Genomic DNA, 17516 nt, shown 5'->3' with positions numbered 1-17516 from the left:
AAATCTAAATGATAAAACCTAAACTCTAAATCGGAAAACGGCGAAGCCCTCTATGGCGTTAATCCAAAATCAAACTTACTCACTTCGTAAACTCTTTATCGGGTTGATCAATGCCGCCTTAACCGACTGGAAACTTACCGTAATCAGGGCAATGAAAACTATGATAACTCCCGACAGTGCAAACATCCACCATTGTACCGGTGTACGATAGGCAAAGCCCTGCAGCCATTTACCTGTAGCATACCACGCAATGGGCGATGCAATAAGCAGGGCGATAACTACCAATATCAAAAACTCTGATGACAGTAAAGTAAATAATGAGCTTATACTGGCACCCAGCACTTTACGGATACCTATCTCCTTAACCCGCTGCTCAGCTGTAAACATGGCCAGGCCAAGCAAACCTAAACAAGAAATAAATACGGCGAGAAAAGCAAACCCATTGGATAGTTTGCCAACTATCTGTTCATTTTGGTATAGCTTCTGATATTCCTGATCCGAAAAATTATAGGTAAACGGGAATGCCGGGTTTAGCTGGTGGCACAGATGTTCCATACTGGCCAGCGCCGCACGGGTTTTACCGGGCTCGGTTCTTACCAGTATACTCCCATACGTTTCGTGTTCTCTTAATCTTAATATCAGTGGTCGTATTTCATCATGCATCGAGTTGAAGTGGAAATCTTTTATCAAACCCACTATCTTTCCCCGTTTTCCCCAAAAGGTGAGGGGCTGCCCGATGGGATCTTTATAACCTATTCTTTTCAAGGCGGCCTCGTTCAGTATATAACCCACCGAATCTGTTGGATATTCCTTTGAAAAATCGCGGCCCGAAAGCACCTGCAGTTTCATGGTTTTCACAAAATCATATCCTACAGAAGCCTGCGTAAACTGAATATTAACCGTGGTATCTTTCCCTATCCAATTTACTCCACCTGTACCATTTTGGATGTTAGTGGGTTCGGTGCTGATACGGGTTACCGACTGTATGCCGGGCATCCGTAAAGCCTCTTCCTTAAATAAGTTGTATTTAGGTAGCAGATCTCCTTCAAGTGGTACGTAGATCATGTTTTCGCGATCGTAGCCCAGGTTTTTTGATTGGATATAGTTCATCTGGCGCGAAATAACTATAGTTCCGGTGATGAGTATAACCGACAATACAAACTGAAATACAACCAGCCCTTTGCGAAAAAGCGTAGTGCCTGCATCCAGTGTCAATGTGCCCTTTAAAACTTTTACGGGGTTAAATGAGGATAAAAACAAAGCCGGATAGCTGCCAGATACCAAACCGGTTACCAAAGTGATGAAACCTAATTTAATCCAGAATGAAGCCTGGTTAAAGGGCAGTTCTATTTGTTTTTGCGTTACCTGGTTAAATACAGGAAGCAATACAACCAACAATAGCAAAGCTATACCCACCGAAAGGGTAGTGGTCAGCAACGACTCGCTGATAAATTGCCGAATTAAAACCCAGCGCTCGGCGCCAACCACTTTGCGTACACCAATTTCTTTAGCCCGCTTAACCGAACGGGCTGTAGTTAGGTTCATAAAATTGATGCAGGCTATCAACAAAATAAATATGGCTACAATACTAAAAATACGTACATATTCAATACGGCCTCCTACAAATTTATCACCTTCAAAAGTGCCATGCAGGTATCCTTCATCGTAACGCTGAATACCCAGATCGATAATAAAGGTTGATGTTTTACGATTGGTTCCGTTATAGGGATCTAAGAAATGGGCTATCTTTTTTTCGAATGCTAAAGGGTCAACATTGGGTTTTAACATAATGAAGGTAGCGGGCCCCTGGTTACCCCATTCCCGAGCCCAGCCGTTTTCATCCAAAAAGGCGTACCAGTTAATCAGATAATCAAATTTTTGCGACGAGTTTGTGGGCATATCCTCAAATACCGCGGTTACTGAGAAGTTTTTGCTGTTTTCATAACGGATAGTTTTACCTATCGCCTCCTGGGGGCTTCCAAAAAACGCGACAGCCATTTTACGCGAGATAGCTAAACTCACCGGGGTATTTAATGCGCTTTTGGCGCTCCCCTGCAAAAGTTTATAGCTGAATACGGAAAAATAATCGGCGCTGGCGGCCGATCCGCTTTGCTTCAGGATCTTATCACCTACCTGGAAGGTATTTGTTTGATCGAAGCCGGCACTGGTTGCGTACTCCACTTCGGGCAAAACCTTTTTCATCTGTTCGGCGGTTGGCCCAGGGTTATTATATGAACCATGCATTTTATGGTCATAGTTCTGGTGCTCATATACCGAATACAAACGGGAGCTGTTTTTAAGAAAACCATCTATGCTCAATTCATTTTGTACCCACAATAAAATAAGCAGGCTGCATACCAAACCCACCGACAAACCGGCCACATTAATAAACGTGTGCACCTTGTTTCTGGCAATATTTCTCCAGGCAATTTTTAAATAGCTTTTGATCATGATTCTTTAAAATTCTAAAACCTAAATACTTAAATTTTAAACCCTAATTTCTAAATTCGAATTCAAACATCCGAACTCCAATATCTCCTTACTCGCTCCGTAAACTCTTTATTGGATTAACAAGGGCCGCTTTTACAGCCTGGAAACTAACCGTTAACATAGCTACAATAACAATAATACCACCAGCCATGCCAAACATCCACCATTGCATTGGTGTACGATAAGCAAATGCCTGCAGCCATTTACTCATACCATACCACGAAACCGGTAAAGCCACCAATAAAGCAATAACAACCAGCACCAAAAACTCCATGGACAATAAAGTAAGCAGCGAACCTACGCTGGCGCCCAGCACTTTGCGGATACCGATCTCTTTTAACCGTTGCTCTGCCGTAAACATGGCCAAACCTAACAGCCCCAAACATGATATAAATATGGCCAGGAATGCAAACGCGTTTGACAGTTGGGTTACGATCTGTTCATTCTGATACAATTTCTGATACTCCTGATCTGAGAAATTATAGGTAAACGGAAATGCCGGATTAATTTGCTTAGTCAGGGTTTCCAACCCAGCCAGCGCCTCGCGGGTTTTACCGGGTTGTGTTTTTACCAGTACGCTACCATATTTTTCATCCTCCTTAAGCCGTATTACTAATGGTTTGATCTGATCATGCATAGAAGCAAAATGAAAATCCTTGATCACGCCAACAATCGTCCCTTTTTTATCCCAGAAAGTGAGCGGCTTGCCAATAGGATCGGTGTATTTTATCCTCTTTAAGGCCGCCTCATTGATCAGGTATCCAACCGAATCAGTCGGGAAAGCTTTTGAAAAGTCCCGCCCGGCCAGCATCCTCAGTTTCATGGTTTTCGCAAAATCATACCCAACAGAAACCTGTGTAAACTGAATAATTACATTTGGATCTTTACCAATCCAGCTAACATCACCTGTCCAGTTTTGAATATTGGTGGGGTTATTGGTGATACGGGTAACCGATTGTATGCCAGGCAAGCCGGAGGCTTCATCCTTAAAGGTGCTATATTTGGTTATAAGCTCCCCATTCATCGGGATGTAGATCAGGTTCTCGCGGTCGTACCCCAGGTTTTTTGACTGAATGTAAGCCATCTGCCGCGAAACAATAATGGTGGCGGTTATCAGAATTACCGACAGCGCAAATTGAAATATAACCAGCCCTTTGCGAAACAATGTGGAACTCGTGTCCAATTTTAAAGCCCCCTTTAACACCTTAACCGGATTAAACGACGACAGGAACAAAGCCGGATAACTTCCCGATACCAATCCCGTAATTAAGGTAATACCGGCCAGTTTGAGCCAGAACAAAGGTTGATCGAATGGTAATTCTATTTCTTTATGGGTAATCTGGTTAAATACCGGTAACAGCAGTGTTAACAACACTAACGCAACAATTACCGCCAGCGAAGTAACCAGTAATGACTCGCCGATGAATTGTTTGATTAAAACTGAACGTACCGCACCCACCACTTTCCGCACGCCAATTTCGCGGGCGCGCTTAACCGACCGGGCTGTAGTAAGGTTCATGAAATTGATACAGGCTATCAGTAAAATAAAAATAGCTACAATAGTAAACAAACGAACATATTCCATACGCCCACCCTGCGGTTTCCCATGTTCAAAATTGCCCTGCAGGTAGCCGTCGCCAAACCTTTGCAACCCTAATTCTTCGGTAAAGGTTCCTTTCTTCTGGCTTTTGTTTAAGTTATCTAAAAAGTGAGTTATCTTTTTTTCAACCAGTCCCGCATCCGCATCGGGACGTAACATAATAACTGTTGCAGGCCCGTTATTACCCCAGCTTTTTACCCATTGATTCTCCTCTACATAATTGTACCAGTTCATGAGGTAATCATATTTTTGAGAAGAGGTATTGGGCAGATCTTCGTATACACCGGTGATGGTAAAATTCTTCCGGTTATCATAGCGGATAGTTTTACCGATAGCGGCCTCCGGACTGCCAAAAAATGCCCTGGCCATTTTACGGGATATAGACAGACTTACGGGCGAATTTAAAGCTGTTTGTGCATTCCCCTGCAGTAGTGGGATACTAAACATTTTAAAATAATCGGCACTGGCATCGCTGCCATTCATTTTTAATACTTTATCACCAACCTGGAAAGTATTTTCTTCCCCGTTAATGATTCCGGTGCTGGCTTCAATTTCGGGTATTTGTTTTTTCAGTTCTTCTGGCAGCAGCCCCGGTGTGCTGTACTGCCCCTCTATCTTATTATCAACATATTGCGTTTCATAAACCGAATATAAGCGCTTGCCATTGGTATGATACTGATCCATACTCAGCTCATTTTGTACCCATAATAAAATGAGCAGACTACAAGCCAGCCCTACCGATAAGCCCGCTATATTAATAAAGCTATGCGCCTTATTTTTGATCAGATTACGCCACGCGATTTTTAAATAGTTCTTTAACATGTTGTACGTTTTAAGCTTAAAGCTAAGGCACAAAGCCTAAAGCTTTTTATTATCTTACTTATTACTTTAAGCATTAAGCCTTTGGCTTTTTGCTTATTATTCGCTCCTTAAACTTTTTACCGGGTTAGCCAGCGCCGCTCTGATGCTCTGATAGCTTATGGTGAGCAGTGTTATAACAATGGCTCCCGCACCGGTTATAGCAAAAATCCACCAGGAAAGTTCGGCCCGGTAAGTATAGTGTTGCAGCCAACCATGCATAAAGTAGTAGGCAACCGGCGTAGCTATAAACAAGGCGATAATCACCAGCAATACAAAATCCGTCGACATTAAGCGCCAAAGACCAAATACACTAGCACCCAATACTTTACGCACACCTATTTCCTTTACCCTTTGTTCAGCTACAAAAGATGCCATGCCAAACAAGCCCAGGCAGCTGATAAAAATAGCCAGCAGGGCAAATGAGCTTGCCAGCTTGCCTATCCGTTCTTCGGTGGCAAATTTCCGGGCATAGGCTTCGTCAGCAAAGCGGTACGAAAACGGAACCGACGGCGAATAGGTTTTACACACGGTTTCGATCTTACTGAGCGCATCATGAGTGCTCATATTCGGGTTAATTTTAATGAGGATGTCATCCATAACATCACGGCCAATACGGAAGATGGTTTGCTTAACCGGTTCATAAGGCGACTCCATCACCATGTCTTTCACTACACCAATTACAGTCATATCCCATTTTCCAATACGTACTATTTCACCGATAGGCTTTTTCAGTCCCATATACTTTACGGCAGCCTCATTCAGCACAATCGCTGTAGAATCGGCAACAGACCGGCTTGAAAAATCGCGGCCATTTGTAAACTGCCAGCCCACCGTTTTTCCATAGTTGGTGTTAACCATAATATTACCAAAAAATGAGGTCATGGATGGATCTTTTCCTTTCCAGGAAATATCACCCCGATGATTGTTTATCCCGGTTGTGGAGCTGGATGATTCCGAAATTTCGGCTATGGCTCCCGATTGAAGCAGATCGGCTCGTAGGGCCTCAAAATGTTTATGCAGATCATCGTTGGTTACTTCGATGGCAATAAGGCCGTCACGGCTGTACCCCACCGGGCGGTTCTTGGCAAATTGCACCTGTTTAAAAACTATAATAGTCCCGATGATGAGAATAACAGATACCGTAAACTGAGTTACCACCAAAACCTTACGCGGCAATGCGGCAAACCGGCCCGCTTTAAAAGTGCCCTTCAATACTTTAACCGGATTAAATGACGAAAGATATAAGGCCGGGTAAAGCCCAGAGATTGTACCGGTAAATAATGTAAATCCAATACCAGCTGCCCAAAAGAGCGGGTTGCTCCATAAAATAGTTATTTGCTTATTGGCCACCTCATTAAACCAGGGCAGCGCCAGCCAAACCAGTAATAACGATAAACCGAAGGCCAGCGCAGCGATCAGGAACGATTCGGAGAAGAATTGCCCGATCAGCTGCCCGCGTAATGAGCCTACTGCTTTACGTATCCCCACTTCCTTGGCCCTCTTTTCGCTGCGGGCCGTGCTCAGGTTCATAAAATTAATACAGGCCAATAGCAATACAAATACCCCAATGATACCGAAAAGCCACACATACTGAATAGCCCCCCCGGTATTAACACCGTTTTTAAATTCGGCATATAAATGCCATTTGCTCATAGGCTGAAGAAATAACTGGGGGTTGAACTTTCTATCTTCCCGTTCCAGCTTATTGAGCTTAACATTTTTTATTTTTTCAGATATTTTGGCCATATCCGCATGATCGGCTATCTGCACATACATGAACAGCGAATTATCGCCCCAATCAGTTGGCGACCGGTCATTACCCGGCGCATGGATATAATATTCCCACGGGCCGATAAAAGCGACATCGTGCAAAGTGGTGTTACCCGGCAAATCCTCATAAACGCCCGAAACCTTAAAACTTTCGTTATTATCCAGCCTGATTATCTTGTTCATCGCGTCGGCATCACCAAACAATGCCTTGGCTACCGATTGCGAGATGAGGATAGACGAACGATCTGTCAATCCGGCACGCGATCCCTGCAGCATCCTGAGCGAAAATATCTCGGGGGCCTCGGCACCCATAAAATTCCCTTTAAAGGAAAGCTTTTTATCGGCAACGTTTAGAATATGGCTGTTTGTCCATGACGATAGGGCCAGGTGTTTAAAATCGCTCCCATAGCTTTTGCGCAGCTCCGCATCCAAAGGCAGGGGGATTGGTTCGCCTGTGTTGATCGTGCCATTAAAAACTTCGTTTTGCATTACTATGGCTACACGGTCATAGTTTTCATGATATTTATCAAACGATAGCTCATCATATATCCACAACCCGATGAGCACAGCCACTGCCATACCCACGGCCAGGCCACCAACATTGATAAAGGACGAAGCCTTATTTTTAATCAGGTTTCTCCAGGCGATCTTTAAATAGTTCTTGATCATGATGTCTTTAAATACTAAATCCTAAAACATAAATTCTAAATCCGAAACGTCGAAGACCTCTTGAACACCATTAAAAACAATTAATAGTGAAAATTCGAACATCCCAATTCCGAAATCGCATTATTCGCTCTTTAAACTTTTTACCGGGTTCATCAACGCGGCTTTAACGGCCTGGAAACTTACCGTAAACAAGGCTATAAGCACCGCCAGCGATCCGGCTAAGGCAAACATCCACCAGCTTATATTGATGCGGTATACAAAGGCTTGCAGCCATTTACTCATACCCCACCAGGCTATTGGCGTGGCAATTACCAGGGCTACTACAACCAGTTTTAAAAAGTCTTTTGATAGTAAAGCCACTATACCTGATACACTAGCCCCCAATACTTTACGAATACCGATTTCCTTACTCCGCTGCTCGGCGCTAAAAGCCGCCAAACCAAACAACCCCAAACACGAAATAACAATAGCTACCAATGTAAATGAATTGATGATCTGCGACAGGGTAGCCTCATTTTCATATTGCTTTTGCACCTCTGTATCCAGGAATGAATATTCAAATGGAACTTCAGGAAGATCCTTATGCCATATGGCCTCCATTTTTTTGAGCATAGCTTTATAGTTTGAACTGTTTGCTGAAACTACAATGCAGTTAAGCTCGTTTTGATGGCCATCATAAACCAGCATAAAAGGTTTCACTTCGCTGTGCAGGGAATTATAATTAAAATCCTTCATCACGCCGGCCACTTCAACAAACGTTACCGGATCGGGATCGTATTGGGTATATAACCGGGTACCGGGTGCGGTTTGTGGATTTAATCCTAAACGTTTAGCCAGTGTTTCATTGATGAGTACCCGGCTCGAATCACCGTGCCTGAAATCGCGCCCGGCTATCAGTTTGATGCCATTTGCTTTGGCAAAGTTTTCATCGGTATTTATATTTTGTGCATCTATAGCCGTTGCCATATTACCACCGGCCAGGTAAACACCATGATCATGTGGCACAAACTGGCCCAGGTAGTTATCGGCATTACTAACGGCCTTTACCTCGGCCATTTGTTTCAGGTCGTTTGTAAAAACGGGCATCTTGGCCTGGGTGCCGTTGGTATAAAAATTAAAGATCAATTTTTGGTTCTTATCAAAACCAAGGTCCTTATTTTTAATATAATTGAGCTGCGTGTATATAACAATGATACCGGTAACCAGCACAATGGACAAAACAAACTGAAACACCACCAGCGACCGGCGGATGCCCGCAGCCGAAATATGACTGGTAAAATTGCCCTTGATCACTTTTATAGCCTTAAAGGCCGATAAATAAAATGCGGGATAACTGCCGGCCACCAAACCGGTAATGGTTACCAGGCTTAACAGCATTATCCAAAGTTTGTAATTGGTAAAAAATGACGGGTGTATATCTGACCGGGTTATCTGGTTTAAATAAGGCAACAGCAAGATAAGTAATGGCAATGCGATAGCTACCCCTATCAAGGCCAATAAAAACGACTCGCCCAGGAACTGTTTGATCAGATCGGCCTGGCCGGCGCCAATTACCTTACGTACACCTACTTCCTTGGCTCGTTTGGAGGCGCGGGCGGTGGATAGGTTCATGAAATTGATGCAGGCTATTACCTGTATCAGTACGGCTATCAATATTAATATGTACAGGAAGGATGGATCAAGTGTTTTGGTAAGCTCATGCTCAAACCCGGGTGTTGTATGGATAGTTGATACCTGTTGCAGATGCAGCACTTTTTTCATGCCTATCTCTCTAAATTGCGCGGCGCCATATTTATTTAAAAAATCGGGCAGTTTTTTTTCCAGCGTAGTTACATTAGTGTTGGGCTTTAGTTTAATATAGGCATACAAAAAATTGTTTCCCGCCCAGGTATTGTTTTGCCTGATATATTGGCCTAAGCCTCCGCTATTCATAGCGAGGAACATATTGGCATGGATATGCGTTTTCCCGGCACTTTCATCAACCACACCGGTCACCTTAAAATCATGCTTGCCGAATGAATTATCAATAGATACCATTTTACCCACCGGATCTTCGGTACCAAAAAGTTTATCAGCAACAGGTTTTAAAAGCACAAGCGAATAAGGCTCGGCCAATGCTTTTAGCGCATTACCAGCAACAAAATGATAGCTGAACATATCAAAAAAGGTAGAGTCGACATAAACAGCCTCCTGCTGATAAAATGATTTTTCTTTATAACGCAGCAAATGTTGTTTAGCGCCAAACCCCTCGGTGTTGGCCACCCGGGTAAATTGCTGCACTTCGGCAAAATCATTTTTCATGGCCGGAGTTATGGGCGGCGAACTTGTTGCCGTATGATGCTTATCGCCGGTCAACTCCAGGTCGGTGGTAACACGGTATATGCTGCTTACATCCTGATGATGCTGATCATAACTATACTGATCCTGTACATACAGCAAAATATACAGGCAGCATAAGGTGCCCGTAGCTAAACCAATAATGTTTATAAAGCTGAATGTCTTGTTCTTCAGCAAAAACCGCCACGCCGTTTTTAAATAACTTTTTATCATGACTCTTAAAATTCTAAAAACTAAATTCTAAACCCGAAATCGAACCTCCAAGATTCGAAATTCAATGGTTACTCGCTCCTTAAACTTTTCACCGGGTTTATGAGCGCTGTTTTAGCAGCCTGGAAACTTACCGTCGCCAGGGCTATCAGGATGATCATACCACCGGATAGGGCGAACATCCACCATTGGATACTGGCATGGTAGGCAAATCCCTGTAGCCATTTGTCCATAGCATACCAGGCTATTGGCGAAGCAATGAGCAGGGCAATTACTACCAGCACCAAAAATTCGGACGATAACAGGTTGAAGAGCGAACCAACGCTGGCTCCCAGCACCTTGCGTATGCCAATCTCTTTCACCCGTTGCTCGGCGGTGAACATAGCCAGGCCTAACAGCCCCAAACACGAAATAAAAATAGCCAGCAGCGCAAATACATTAGCCAGCTTGCCCACTATCTGCTCGCTTTGATATAGGTTCTGATATTCTTCGTCAGAAAAAGTATACGTAAATGAAAATGCGGGATTAATTTGTTTGCTTAAAGATTCCAAACTGGCCAAAGCCTCCTTCGTTTTACCAGCCTCTGTCCGAATCAATAGATTGTCGAAATTTTCTGCTTTTCCAGACCACAGGATCAGCGGATTTATTTGCTCATGCATAGAGTTGAGGTGAAAATCTTTAACCACCCCAATAATCTTACCTTTTTGCCCCCATAAACTTAAAGGCTGCCCAATGGGGTTAGTGTAACCCATCCTTTTCGCGGCTGTTTCATTAATGATGTAACCGGAGGTATCTGTAGGGAAATCTTTAGAAAAATCGCGACCGGCAAGCAGCTTTAATTTCAGGGTGCTTATAAAATCAAACCCAATGGGAGTTTGTACAAACCTGATGCTAACGTTAGGGTCTTTCCCTGTCCACTCCACACCAACAGTACCATTATCAATTATAGTAGGGTTTGAACCCGAAATGGTTACCGATTTGATTCCCGGCATCTTTAAAGCTTCGGTCTTGAAAACTTCATAGGCCGAGCTGAGGGTTCCATTTACAGGCATGTATACCAGGTTGTCGCGATCATAACCCAGGTTGCGGGATTGGATAAAGTTCATCTGCCGGGCAACAACAATAGTTCCGATGATCATAACAACCGATAGTACAAATTGAAATACCACCAAACCTTTACGGAATAATGTTGTACCGGAATCTAACTTAAGGGTACCTTTTAAAACTTTAACCGGGTTAAATGACGACAAGAACAGCGCCGGATAGCTACCCGATACCAAACCAGTTATTAGTGTGATGCTGATTAATTTTAACCAAAAACCAACCTGCTCAAATGGCAGCCCGATATGTTTTTGGGTTAGCTGATTAAACAGCGGCAACAGCAACATCAACAATACTAAAGACACTATGACGGCCAGCGCAGTTACCAATAACGATTCGCCAATAAATTGTTTGATCAGCACAGAACGTACAGCGCCTACAACCTTGCGTACACCTATTTCGCGTGCCCGTTTAACAGAGCGTGCCGTGGTGAGGTTCATAAAGTTGATACAGGCTATCAATAAAATAAAAACTGCTACTATGCTAAACAGGTGAACATATTCAATTCGCCCGCTATTAAAAGTAGTACCCGAGAAATTACCATACAGATATTTTTGATCGTAACGCTGTATATCAAGATCTGTAGTAAAAATCCCCTTTTTTTGGCCGGTCTGATAATTATTCAGAAAGTGGGTTATCTTTTTTCTAAACACCTCAGGGTTGGCATTAGCTTTTAGCATTACAGTGGTGCGCGGCCAATTGTTATCCCATTGTTTAGCTCCGGGATGTTCTATCTGAAAAGCATCCCAATTAATGATATATTCAAATTTTTCTAATGTATTGGCTTGTAGGTTTTCAAATACAGCACTTATTTTAAAATCTTTTTTGTTTTCAAAACGAATGGTTTTGCCGATAGCTGCCTGCGTGCTGCCATAAAAGTCCTCGGCCATTTTACGTGATATAGCTATGCTTAATGGCGAACTTAACGCAGTTTGCACGTTACCCTGAAGAAGCGGAAAACTAAACATTTTAAAGAAATCAGGACTTGCCGCACCTCCTCTAAGTCTGATTATCTTATCCCCCACCATGAAGGTATTGTTATCATTATATACCCCATTTATGGCATACTCTATCTCTGGAAACACCTTTTTCATTTCAGCTGCGAGTATTCCCGGGGTATTATACTGTCCAGAAATTTTATGATCAAAGTACCGGCGCTCATAAACATTATACAAACGCGCTTTATTTTTATGAAAAGCATCAACGCTTAGCTCATTTTGCACCCAAAGCATAATAAGCAGGCTGCAGGCCAAACCAATGGACAAACCAGCTATGTTTATAAACGTATGCACCTTGTTCTTTACCAAATTGCGCCAGGCGATTTTTAAATAGTTTTTGATCATACAGCAAGCTTATAATATTAGGTACCCCTACTCAGGATAAAATATTGTGCCACATATTTAAAATACTAATAATCAAATATTTAAACAATAAAATCTACTCAAACTGTTCGAATCCGTACAGGTGGTGTTCGCTTTTACGCGGTATATGTTAAAATAAATTATATCTGTCGTAACATATAGTACGCTTAAAACGTCATAGCAACTTTGAGCTAATTTGTTTAAACTGATGGTGTGCTAAATTCACTATTGTGCCTTCGGTTTGTATTTATTGAGTACAAAATACTAATATTGTTATATGACTGATCTGAAACCAATTTCAACGTTGCTGTTATCGTGCGCGCTAACGGCAGCCCTTACCTCATCGTATGCGCAACAGGCGCCAAAACCGGACGATCCGGAAATGAAAATTTACCGTGCGGTACCCACCAAGGTTAACGACCTGATACACACCAAGCTCGATGTTCGCTTTGATTATAAGAAGCGTTACCTGTACGGTAAAGAATGGGTTACCTTAAAACCTCACTTTTACCCAACCGACAGTTTAAGACTGGATGCCAAAGGCATGGATCTTAAAAATATATCCGTGGTGAAAAACGGTAAAAACATTCCTTTGAAATTTACTTACCAGGACAGCCTTTCGGTAGCTATCAAACTGGATAAGGTTTACCATAACAACGAAAATTATACCATTTACATTGATTACACCGCTAAGCCAAACGAATTAAAAGCCAAAGGCAGCGCTGCTATCAACGATGCTAAAGGTTTATATTTTATTAACCCCGATGGTACCGAAAAGGATAAACCAACCCAGATCTGGACACAAGGCGAAACCGAAAGCTCATCGGCCTGGTTCCCGACCATTGATAAGCCAAGCCAAAAAACTACCGAAGAGATCACCATGACTGTGCCTTCCAAGTACGTAACGTTATCCAACGGCAAACTGGTTTCGCAAAAAACCAATGCCGATGGTACCCGTACCGATTACTGGAAAATGGATCTGCCGCACTCTCCATATTTGTTCATGATGGCCGTGGGCGATTTCAAGATCTATAAAGACAAATGGCGCGATAAAGAGGTAAACTATTACCTGGAGCCCAAATACGCCCCTTACGCCAAAGAAATATTCGGGTTTACACCCGAGGCGATCGAGTTTTACTCCAAAACCCTGGGTGTTGATTATCCATGGAACAAATACGCTCAGATTGTAGTGCGCGATTATGTAAGTGGCGCTATGGAAAATACCACAGCTACTTTACATGGCGAGTACGTGCAAGGCACTCACCGTGAACTGCTCGATGCTTACTATAACGACGGCCGCAGCACTATTGTGCATGAACTTTTCCATCAATGGTTTGGTGATTATGTAACCGCCGAAAGCTGGAGCAACCTCACCGTAAACGAATCATTTGCCAACTTTAGCGAAACCCTTTGGGCCGAACATAAATACGGTAAGGATGCTGGCGACGAGCATAACCATAACCAGATGCTGGAGTATTTAAGATCGCCCGACGCTAAAAATAAGGATCTGGTACGCTTTCATTATGACGATAGGGAAGATGTTTTTGATGTAGTTACTTACCAAAAGGGCGGTCGTATTTTAAATATGCTGCGTAACTATCTGGGTGATGCCGCCTTTTTTAAAGGACTAAATATCTACCTCAAAACAAACGCTTTCAAAAACGGTGAGGCCCAGCAACTGCGCCTGGCCCTGGAAGAAGCCAGCGGGCTCGATCTGAACTGGTTCTTTAACCAGTGGTACTATGGTGCCGGTCACCCGGTATTAAGCATCAGCTACAAATGGGATGATGCCACCAAAACCCAAACCGTTTACCTGCAGCAAAACCAGGATGGACAAACCTTTAAATTACCCATGGCTATTGATATTTATGCCGGCGGTAAAAAAGAACGTCATAAAGTTTGGATGAATGACAAGGCCGATACCTTAACCTTCCACGTAGCTACCAAACCCGACCTGGTGAATGTGGATGGCGATAAAATTTTGCTGGCTAAAAAAACCGATAATAAAAGCATAGAGGAGTTCTCTTACCAGTACTTCAACGCCCCTTTATATATGGACAGATACGAAGCTATTGAAGCTGCCGCTGCCAATCAAAAGGAAAAAGCCAATCAAAAAATTATCATAGCCGCCTTAAAGGATAAATACTATGGCCTGCGTATCAAAGCCATCAAAGCATTAAACCTTACTAATGATGATATCCGTACCGCGGCACAACCTATATTAGCATCGCTGGCCCAAACCGATGATAATACGCTGGCCAAAGCAGCGGCTATCTCCGCTTTAGGCAAGCTTAATGCCTCCGGCAATGCAACGCTGTTTAAACAAGCCATCAACAGCGAATCATACGCGGTGCAGGGAGCGGCTTTAACAGCACTTAGCCAGGTAGATGCTCCTGAAGCTTTAAAACAGGCCAAAGCTCTTGAAAAAGACAACAAAGGCGCCTTAACAACTGCCATATTTAGCCTGTACGCTACAAAAGGAGGCGTTGCCGAATGGCCCTATGTATATGATACTTTTAAAAATGCTACGGTTAACAACAAGTTCACCAGCATAAGAGTATTTGCCGATCTGACCGGCAGAGTTGAAAAACCGGAATACGCCCAACAGGGTATTGCCGAACTTAAAGAGTTTGGTATTAAATACAAAATGTACGGTGCCGATAAGTTTGTAGCTACTTTAATGCAAACTATCAAAACACAACGTACACAGTTAAATGATACCGCATCAGCCACAGCTGCAGATAACGTAGCCAAGGAGCTTGGTGGAGATGCCAAATAATTTTCACCATTATTTAAACAAAAAGGCCGCTATTTATAGCGGCCTTTTTGTTTTATCCCTTCCACTCGTCATTGCGAGAAGGAACTACGTGTGTGTATTTTAGTGTACCAATGTACCTACAGCTTCGCCCTGGGCTATTTTCATAAAGTTGCCAGACTCATTCATGTCAAATACAATGATAGGTAGTTTATTTTCGCGGCAAAGGGTTATGGCGGTCATGTCCATCACATTAAGGCCTTTGTCATAAACTTCCTGGAAGGATATCTCGTCATAACGGGTAGCTGATGGATCCTTCTCCGGATCGGCGGTATAAATACCATCAACACGGGTACCTTTCAGTACCACATCGGCTTTAATTTCAATAGCGCGTAGCGAAGCGGCTGTATCGGTAGTGAAATAAGGATTACCGGTACCGGCGCCAAATATCACAATTTTGCCTACCTCTAAATGGTGCATAGCACGGCGGCGGATATAGGGCTCGCAGATCTGCTCCATTTTGATGGCAGATTGCAGGCGGGTTTCCACCCCGATACTTTCCAGCGCGTTTTGCAGTGCCATGCAGTTAATTACGGTGGCCAGCATACCCATATAATCGGCCTGGGCACGTTCCATACCCGATTTCTCGGCACTTAATCCCCTGAAAATATTACCGCCGCCAACAACAATCGCAATTTCAATACCTGCATCATATACGTTTTTAATGTCATGGGCATATTGCAATACCTGGTTGTTATCAATACCGTATTGTCTTGCGCCCATCAGCGATTCGCCCGAAAGCTTGAGTAAGATTCTTTTATACTTCATCTGGTGTGGTTTGTTATGAATAGAAATAGATGTAATAGGAATAGACAGAACTTGCTTGCGTTTATATCATGAATTGATAAAGCTCTGTTCATATAATGGGTAGTCCGGCAAAAATAAAGAATAAAAGCCAGTGTTAAAATTTTATGTTGTCTTTGTTAAAAAAATAGGCACTAATGTGCGCTAATTGAATCGAATTCCCTGAATTACTTTCTTAATTTGTGAATTTCGCAAAAATTCGCACTGATTCGTGCTTATTAAAATTCGGTTCAATTAGTGCTTTAATAGTTCTCCCTTCAGTATAGTATCCTTTACTTCATAATCAGCGTTAAAAACAACCAAATCGGCATCAAAGTTTTTCTCAATTTTACCTTTTTTGGCTTGTTTAGCTAATTGTGCCGGATATAGGGATGCCATATTTACCGCTTCGGCAAGGTCAATACCTACCTTTTTTACACAGTTTTCAACCGCTTTGAGCATGGTTAGGGTTGAGCCAGACAGTGTGCCATCGGGCATAGTATACCTGTCACCCCTTAATTCATGCTGATAAGCGCCCTCTTTTGTGCTGGTAACCGCATCGGTTATTAAAAAAAGCTTATCCCCCAGTTCGCGTTTGGCCAAACGGATCATAGCAAAATCAACATGGACGCCATCGGCTACCACACTGGTATACGGCCGCTCTTCAAAAATAGCGGGGATATAGCCCGGTTCGCGGTGGTGCATTTGCGGCATGGCGTTAAACAAGTGGGTTACGGCCTGCACCGGTTTGTTCAAAAATGATTTTCCTTCGGCATAAGTGGCATTGCTGTGGCCCGATGAAATAATAATGCCCTGGTTAAACAGGTAATCGATCACTTCCTGATCCTGCAACTCAGGCGCAATGGTGATCATCTTGATCACACCATCGGCACGTTCCAACCAGCTTTTCACTTCAGCGAGCGTAGCTTTCTTGATAAACTTTTCGGGATGCGCGCCGCGTTTCGCCGGGTTCAGGTATGGCCCCTCCAGGTGCAACCCCCAAAAAGCGCCTTTACTTTGTGTGCGATATATTTTGGCGGCATCGATACCTGCTTCCACAATATCATTGGTATTGGTACCAATGGTAGCAAACACACCAATGGTGCCCTGGTTTAACAGGTCGTTTTCCAATTGTGCCAACGCTTCAACGGTTGGTTTACCAGCAAACAGCTGTCCGCCGCTGCCATATATCTGCAGATCAATAAATCCCGGGGCCAAATAATAACCCTGTAGATCCTTCTTTACAGCATCCTGTGGGATGGCCGTATCGGCAATAACATCAATGATCTGTCCGCCGGATATTAAAACGGCCTTACCTTCGGTGATCTGACCGTCAGAAATCAATTTAAGATTGTGAAGCGCTGTTATCATGGTAATAATATTTATAACGTCGTTCTGTGTCCCTGTGCAGGGCGGATGTCATGCTGAGCCTGTCGAAGCATGGCGGGGCGGGCCTCTGCGCGCGATCCTTCGACAAGCTCCGGATGACAGGCCCAAATAATATTGCAAAAAAAATCCC

8 protein-coding genes are annotated in these 17516 nt (G+C 43.2%); 1 reads left to right on the top strand and 7 read right to left on the bottom strand.

Going from position 1 to position 17516, the window contains the following annotated elements; all coding sequences use genetic code 11:
- Positions 1-75: 75 nt before the first annotated feature.
- From FHW89_RS16295 to FHW89_RS16275, 5 genes are all read right to left on the bottom strand, one after another.
- Positions 76-2451: an ABC transporter permease gene (locus FHW89_RS16295; RefSeq protein WP_172336113.1), complete on the bottom strand. Its 2376-nt coding sequence runs from the start codon at positions 2449-2451 to the stop codon at positions 76-78.
- An 88-nt stretch (positions 2452-2539) separates the two neighbouring features.
- The gene (locus tag FHW89_RS16290) at positions 2540-4912 is read right to left on the bottom strand and encodes an ABC transporter permease (RefSeq protein ID WP_172336112.1); all 2373 of its coding nucleotides are present in this window, start codon (positions 4910-4912) and stop codon (positions 2540-2542) included.
- Positions 4913-5008: 96 nt separating this feature from the next.
- Positions 5009-7390: an ABC transporter permease gene (locus FHW89_RS16285; RefSeq protein WP_172336111.1), complete on the bottom strand. Its 2382-nt coding sequence runs from the start codon at positions 7388-7390 to the stop codon at positions 5009-5011.
- A gap of 120 nt (positions 7391-7510) precedes the next feature.
- Positions 7511-9940, bottom strand: coding sequence for an ABC transporter permease (locus tag FHW89_RS16280; protein ID WP_172336110.1), 2430 nt, complete (start codon positions 9938-9940; stop codon positions 7511-7513).
- A gap of 68 nt (positions 9941-10008) precedes the next feature.
- Positions 10009-12381, bottom strand: a complete 2373-nt coding sequence (locus FHW89_RS16275; RefSeq protein WP_172336109.1) for an ABC transporter permease — start codon at positions 12379-12381, stop codon at positions 10009-10011.
- Positions 12382-12676: 295 nt separating this feature from the next.
- On the opposite strand from FHW89_RS16275, the gene FHW89_RS16270 reads away from it, so the two are divergent.
- Positions 12677-15178 (top strand): M1 family metallopeptidase, encoded by a 2502-nt coding sequence (locus FHW89_RS16270; RefSeq protein ID WP_172336108.1) that lies wholly within the window; start codon positions 12677-12679, stop codon positions 15176-15178.
- Between the two features lie 99 nt (positions 15179-15277).
- On the opposite strand, the gene pyrH is transcribed toward FHW89_RS16270, so the two are convergent.
- Complete coding sequence (gene pyrH, locus FHW89_RS16265) at positions 15278-15982, bottom strand: UMP kinase (protein WP_172336107.1); 705 nt, start codon at positions 15980-15982, stop codon at positions 15278-15280.
- A 270-nt stretch (positions 15983-16252) separates the two neighbouring features.
- Positions 16253-17368, bottom strand: coding sequence for an N-acetylglucosamine-6-phosphate deacetylase (nagA, locus tag FHW89_RS16260; protein ID WP_172336106.1), 1116 nt, complete (start codon positions 17366-17368; stop codon positions 16253-16255).
- Between the last annotated feature and the right edge of the window lie 148 nt (positions 17369-17516).

Source organism: Mucilaginibacter sp. SG564 (assembly GCF_013149275.1).
Taxonomy (GTDB): domain Bacteria; phylum Bacteroidota; class Bacteroidia; order Sphingobacteriales; family Sphingobacteriaceae; genus Mucilaginibacter.
The sequence above is the reverse complement of the archived record's forward strand: the minus strand, read 5'-3'. Positions and strand labels throughout refer to the sequence as shown.

What these genes read in the sequence shown, in the direction of transcription:
- FHW89_RS16290 (WP_172336112.1), bottom strand. Translation starts at nt 4,912, where the DNA reads ATGTTAAAGAACTATTTAAAAATCGCGTGGCGTAATCTGATCAAAAAT.
- nagA (WP_172336106.1), bottom strand. Translation starts at nt 17,368, where the DNA reads ATGATAACAGCGCTTCACAATCTTAAATTGATTTCTGACGGTCAGATC.
- FHW89_RS16270 (WP_172336108.1), top strand. Translation starts at nt 12,677, where the DNA reads ATGACTGATCTGAAACCAATTTCAACGTTGCTGTTATCGTGCGCGCTA.
- FHW89_RS16280 (WP_172336110.1), bottom strand. Translation starts at nt 9,940, where the DNA reads ATGATAAAAAGTTATTTAAAAACGGCGTGGCGGTTTTTGCTGAAGAAC.
- FHW89_RS16275 (WP_172336109.1), bottom strand. Translation starts at nt 12,381, where the DNA reads ATGATCAAAAACTATTTAAAAATCGCCTGGCGCAATTTGGTAAAGAAC.
- pyrH (WP_172336107.1), bottom strand. Translation starts at nt 15,982, where the DNA reads ATGAAGTATAAAAGAATCTTACTCAAGCTTTCGGGCGAATCGCTGATG.
- FHW89_RS16285 (WP_172336111.1), bottom strand. Translation starts at nt 7,390, where the DNA reads ATGATCAAGAACTATTTAAAGATCGCCTGGAGAAACCTGATTAAAAAT.
- FHW89_RS16295 (WP_172336113.1), bottom strand. Translation starts at nt 2,451, where the DNA reads ATGATCAAAAGCTATTTAAAAATTGCCTGGAGAAATATTGCCAGAAAC.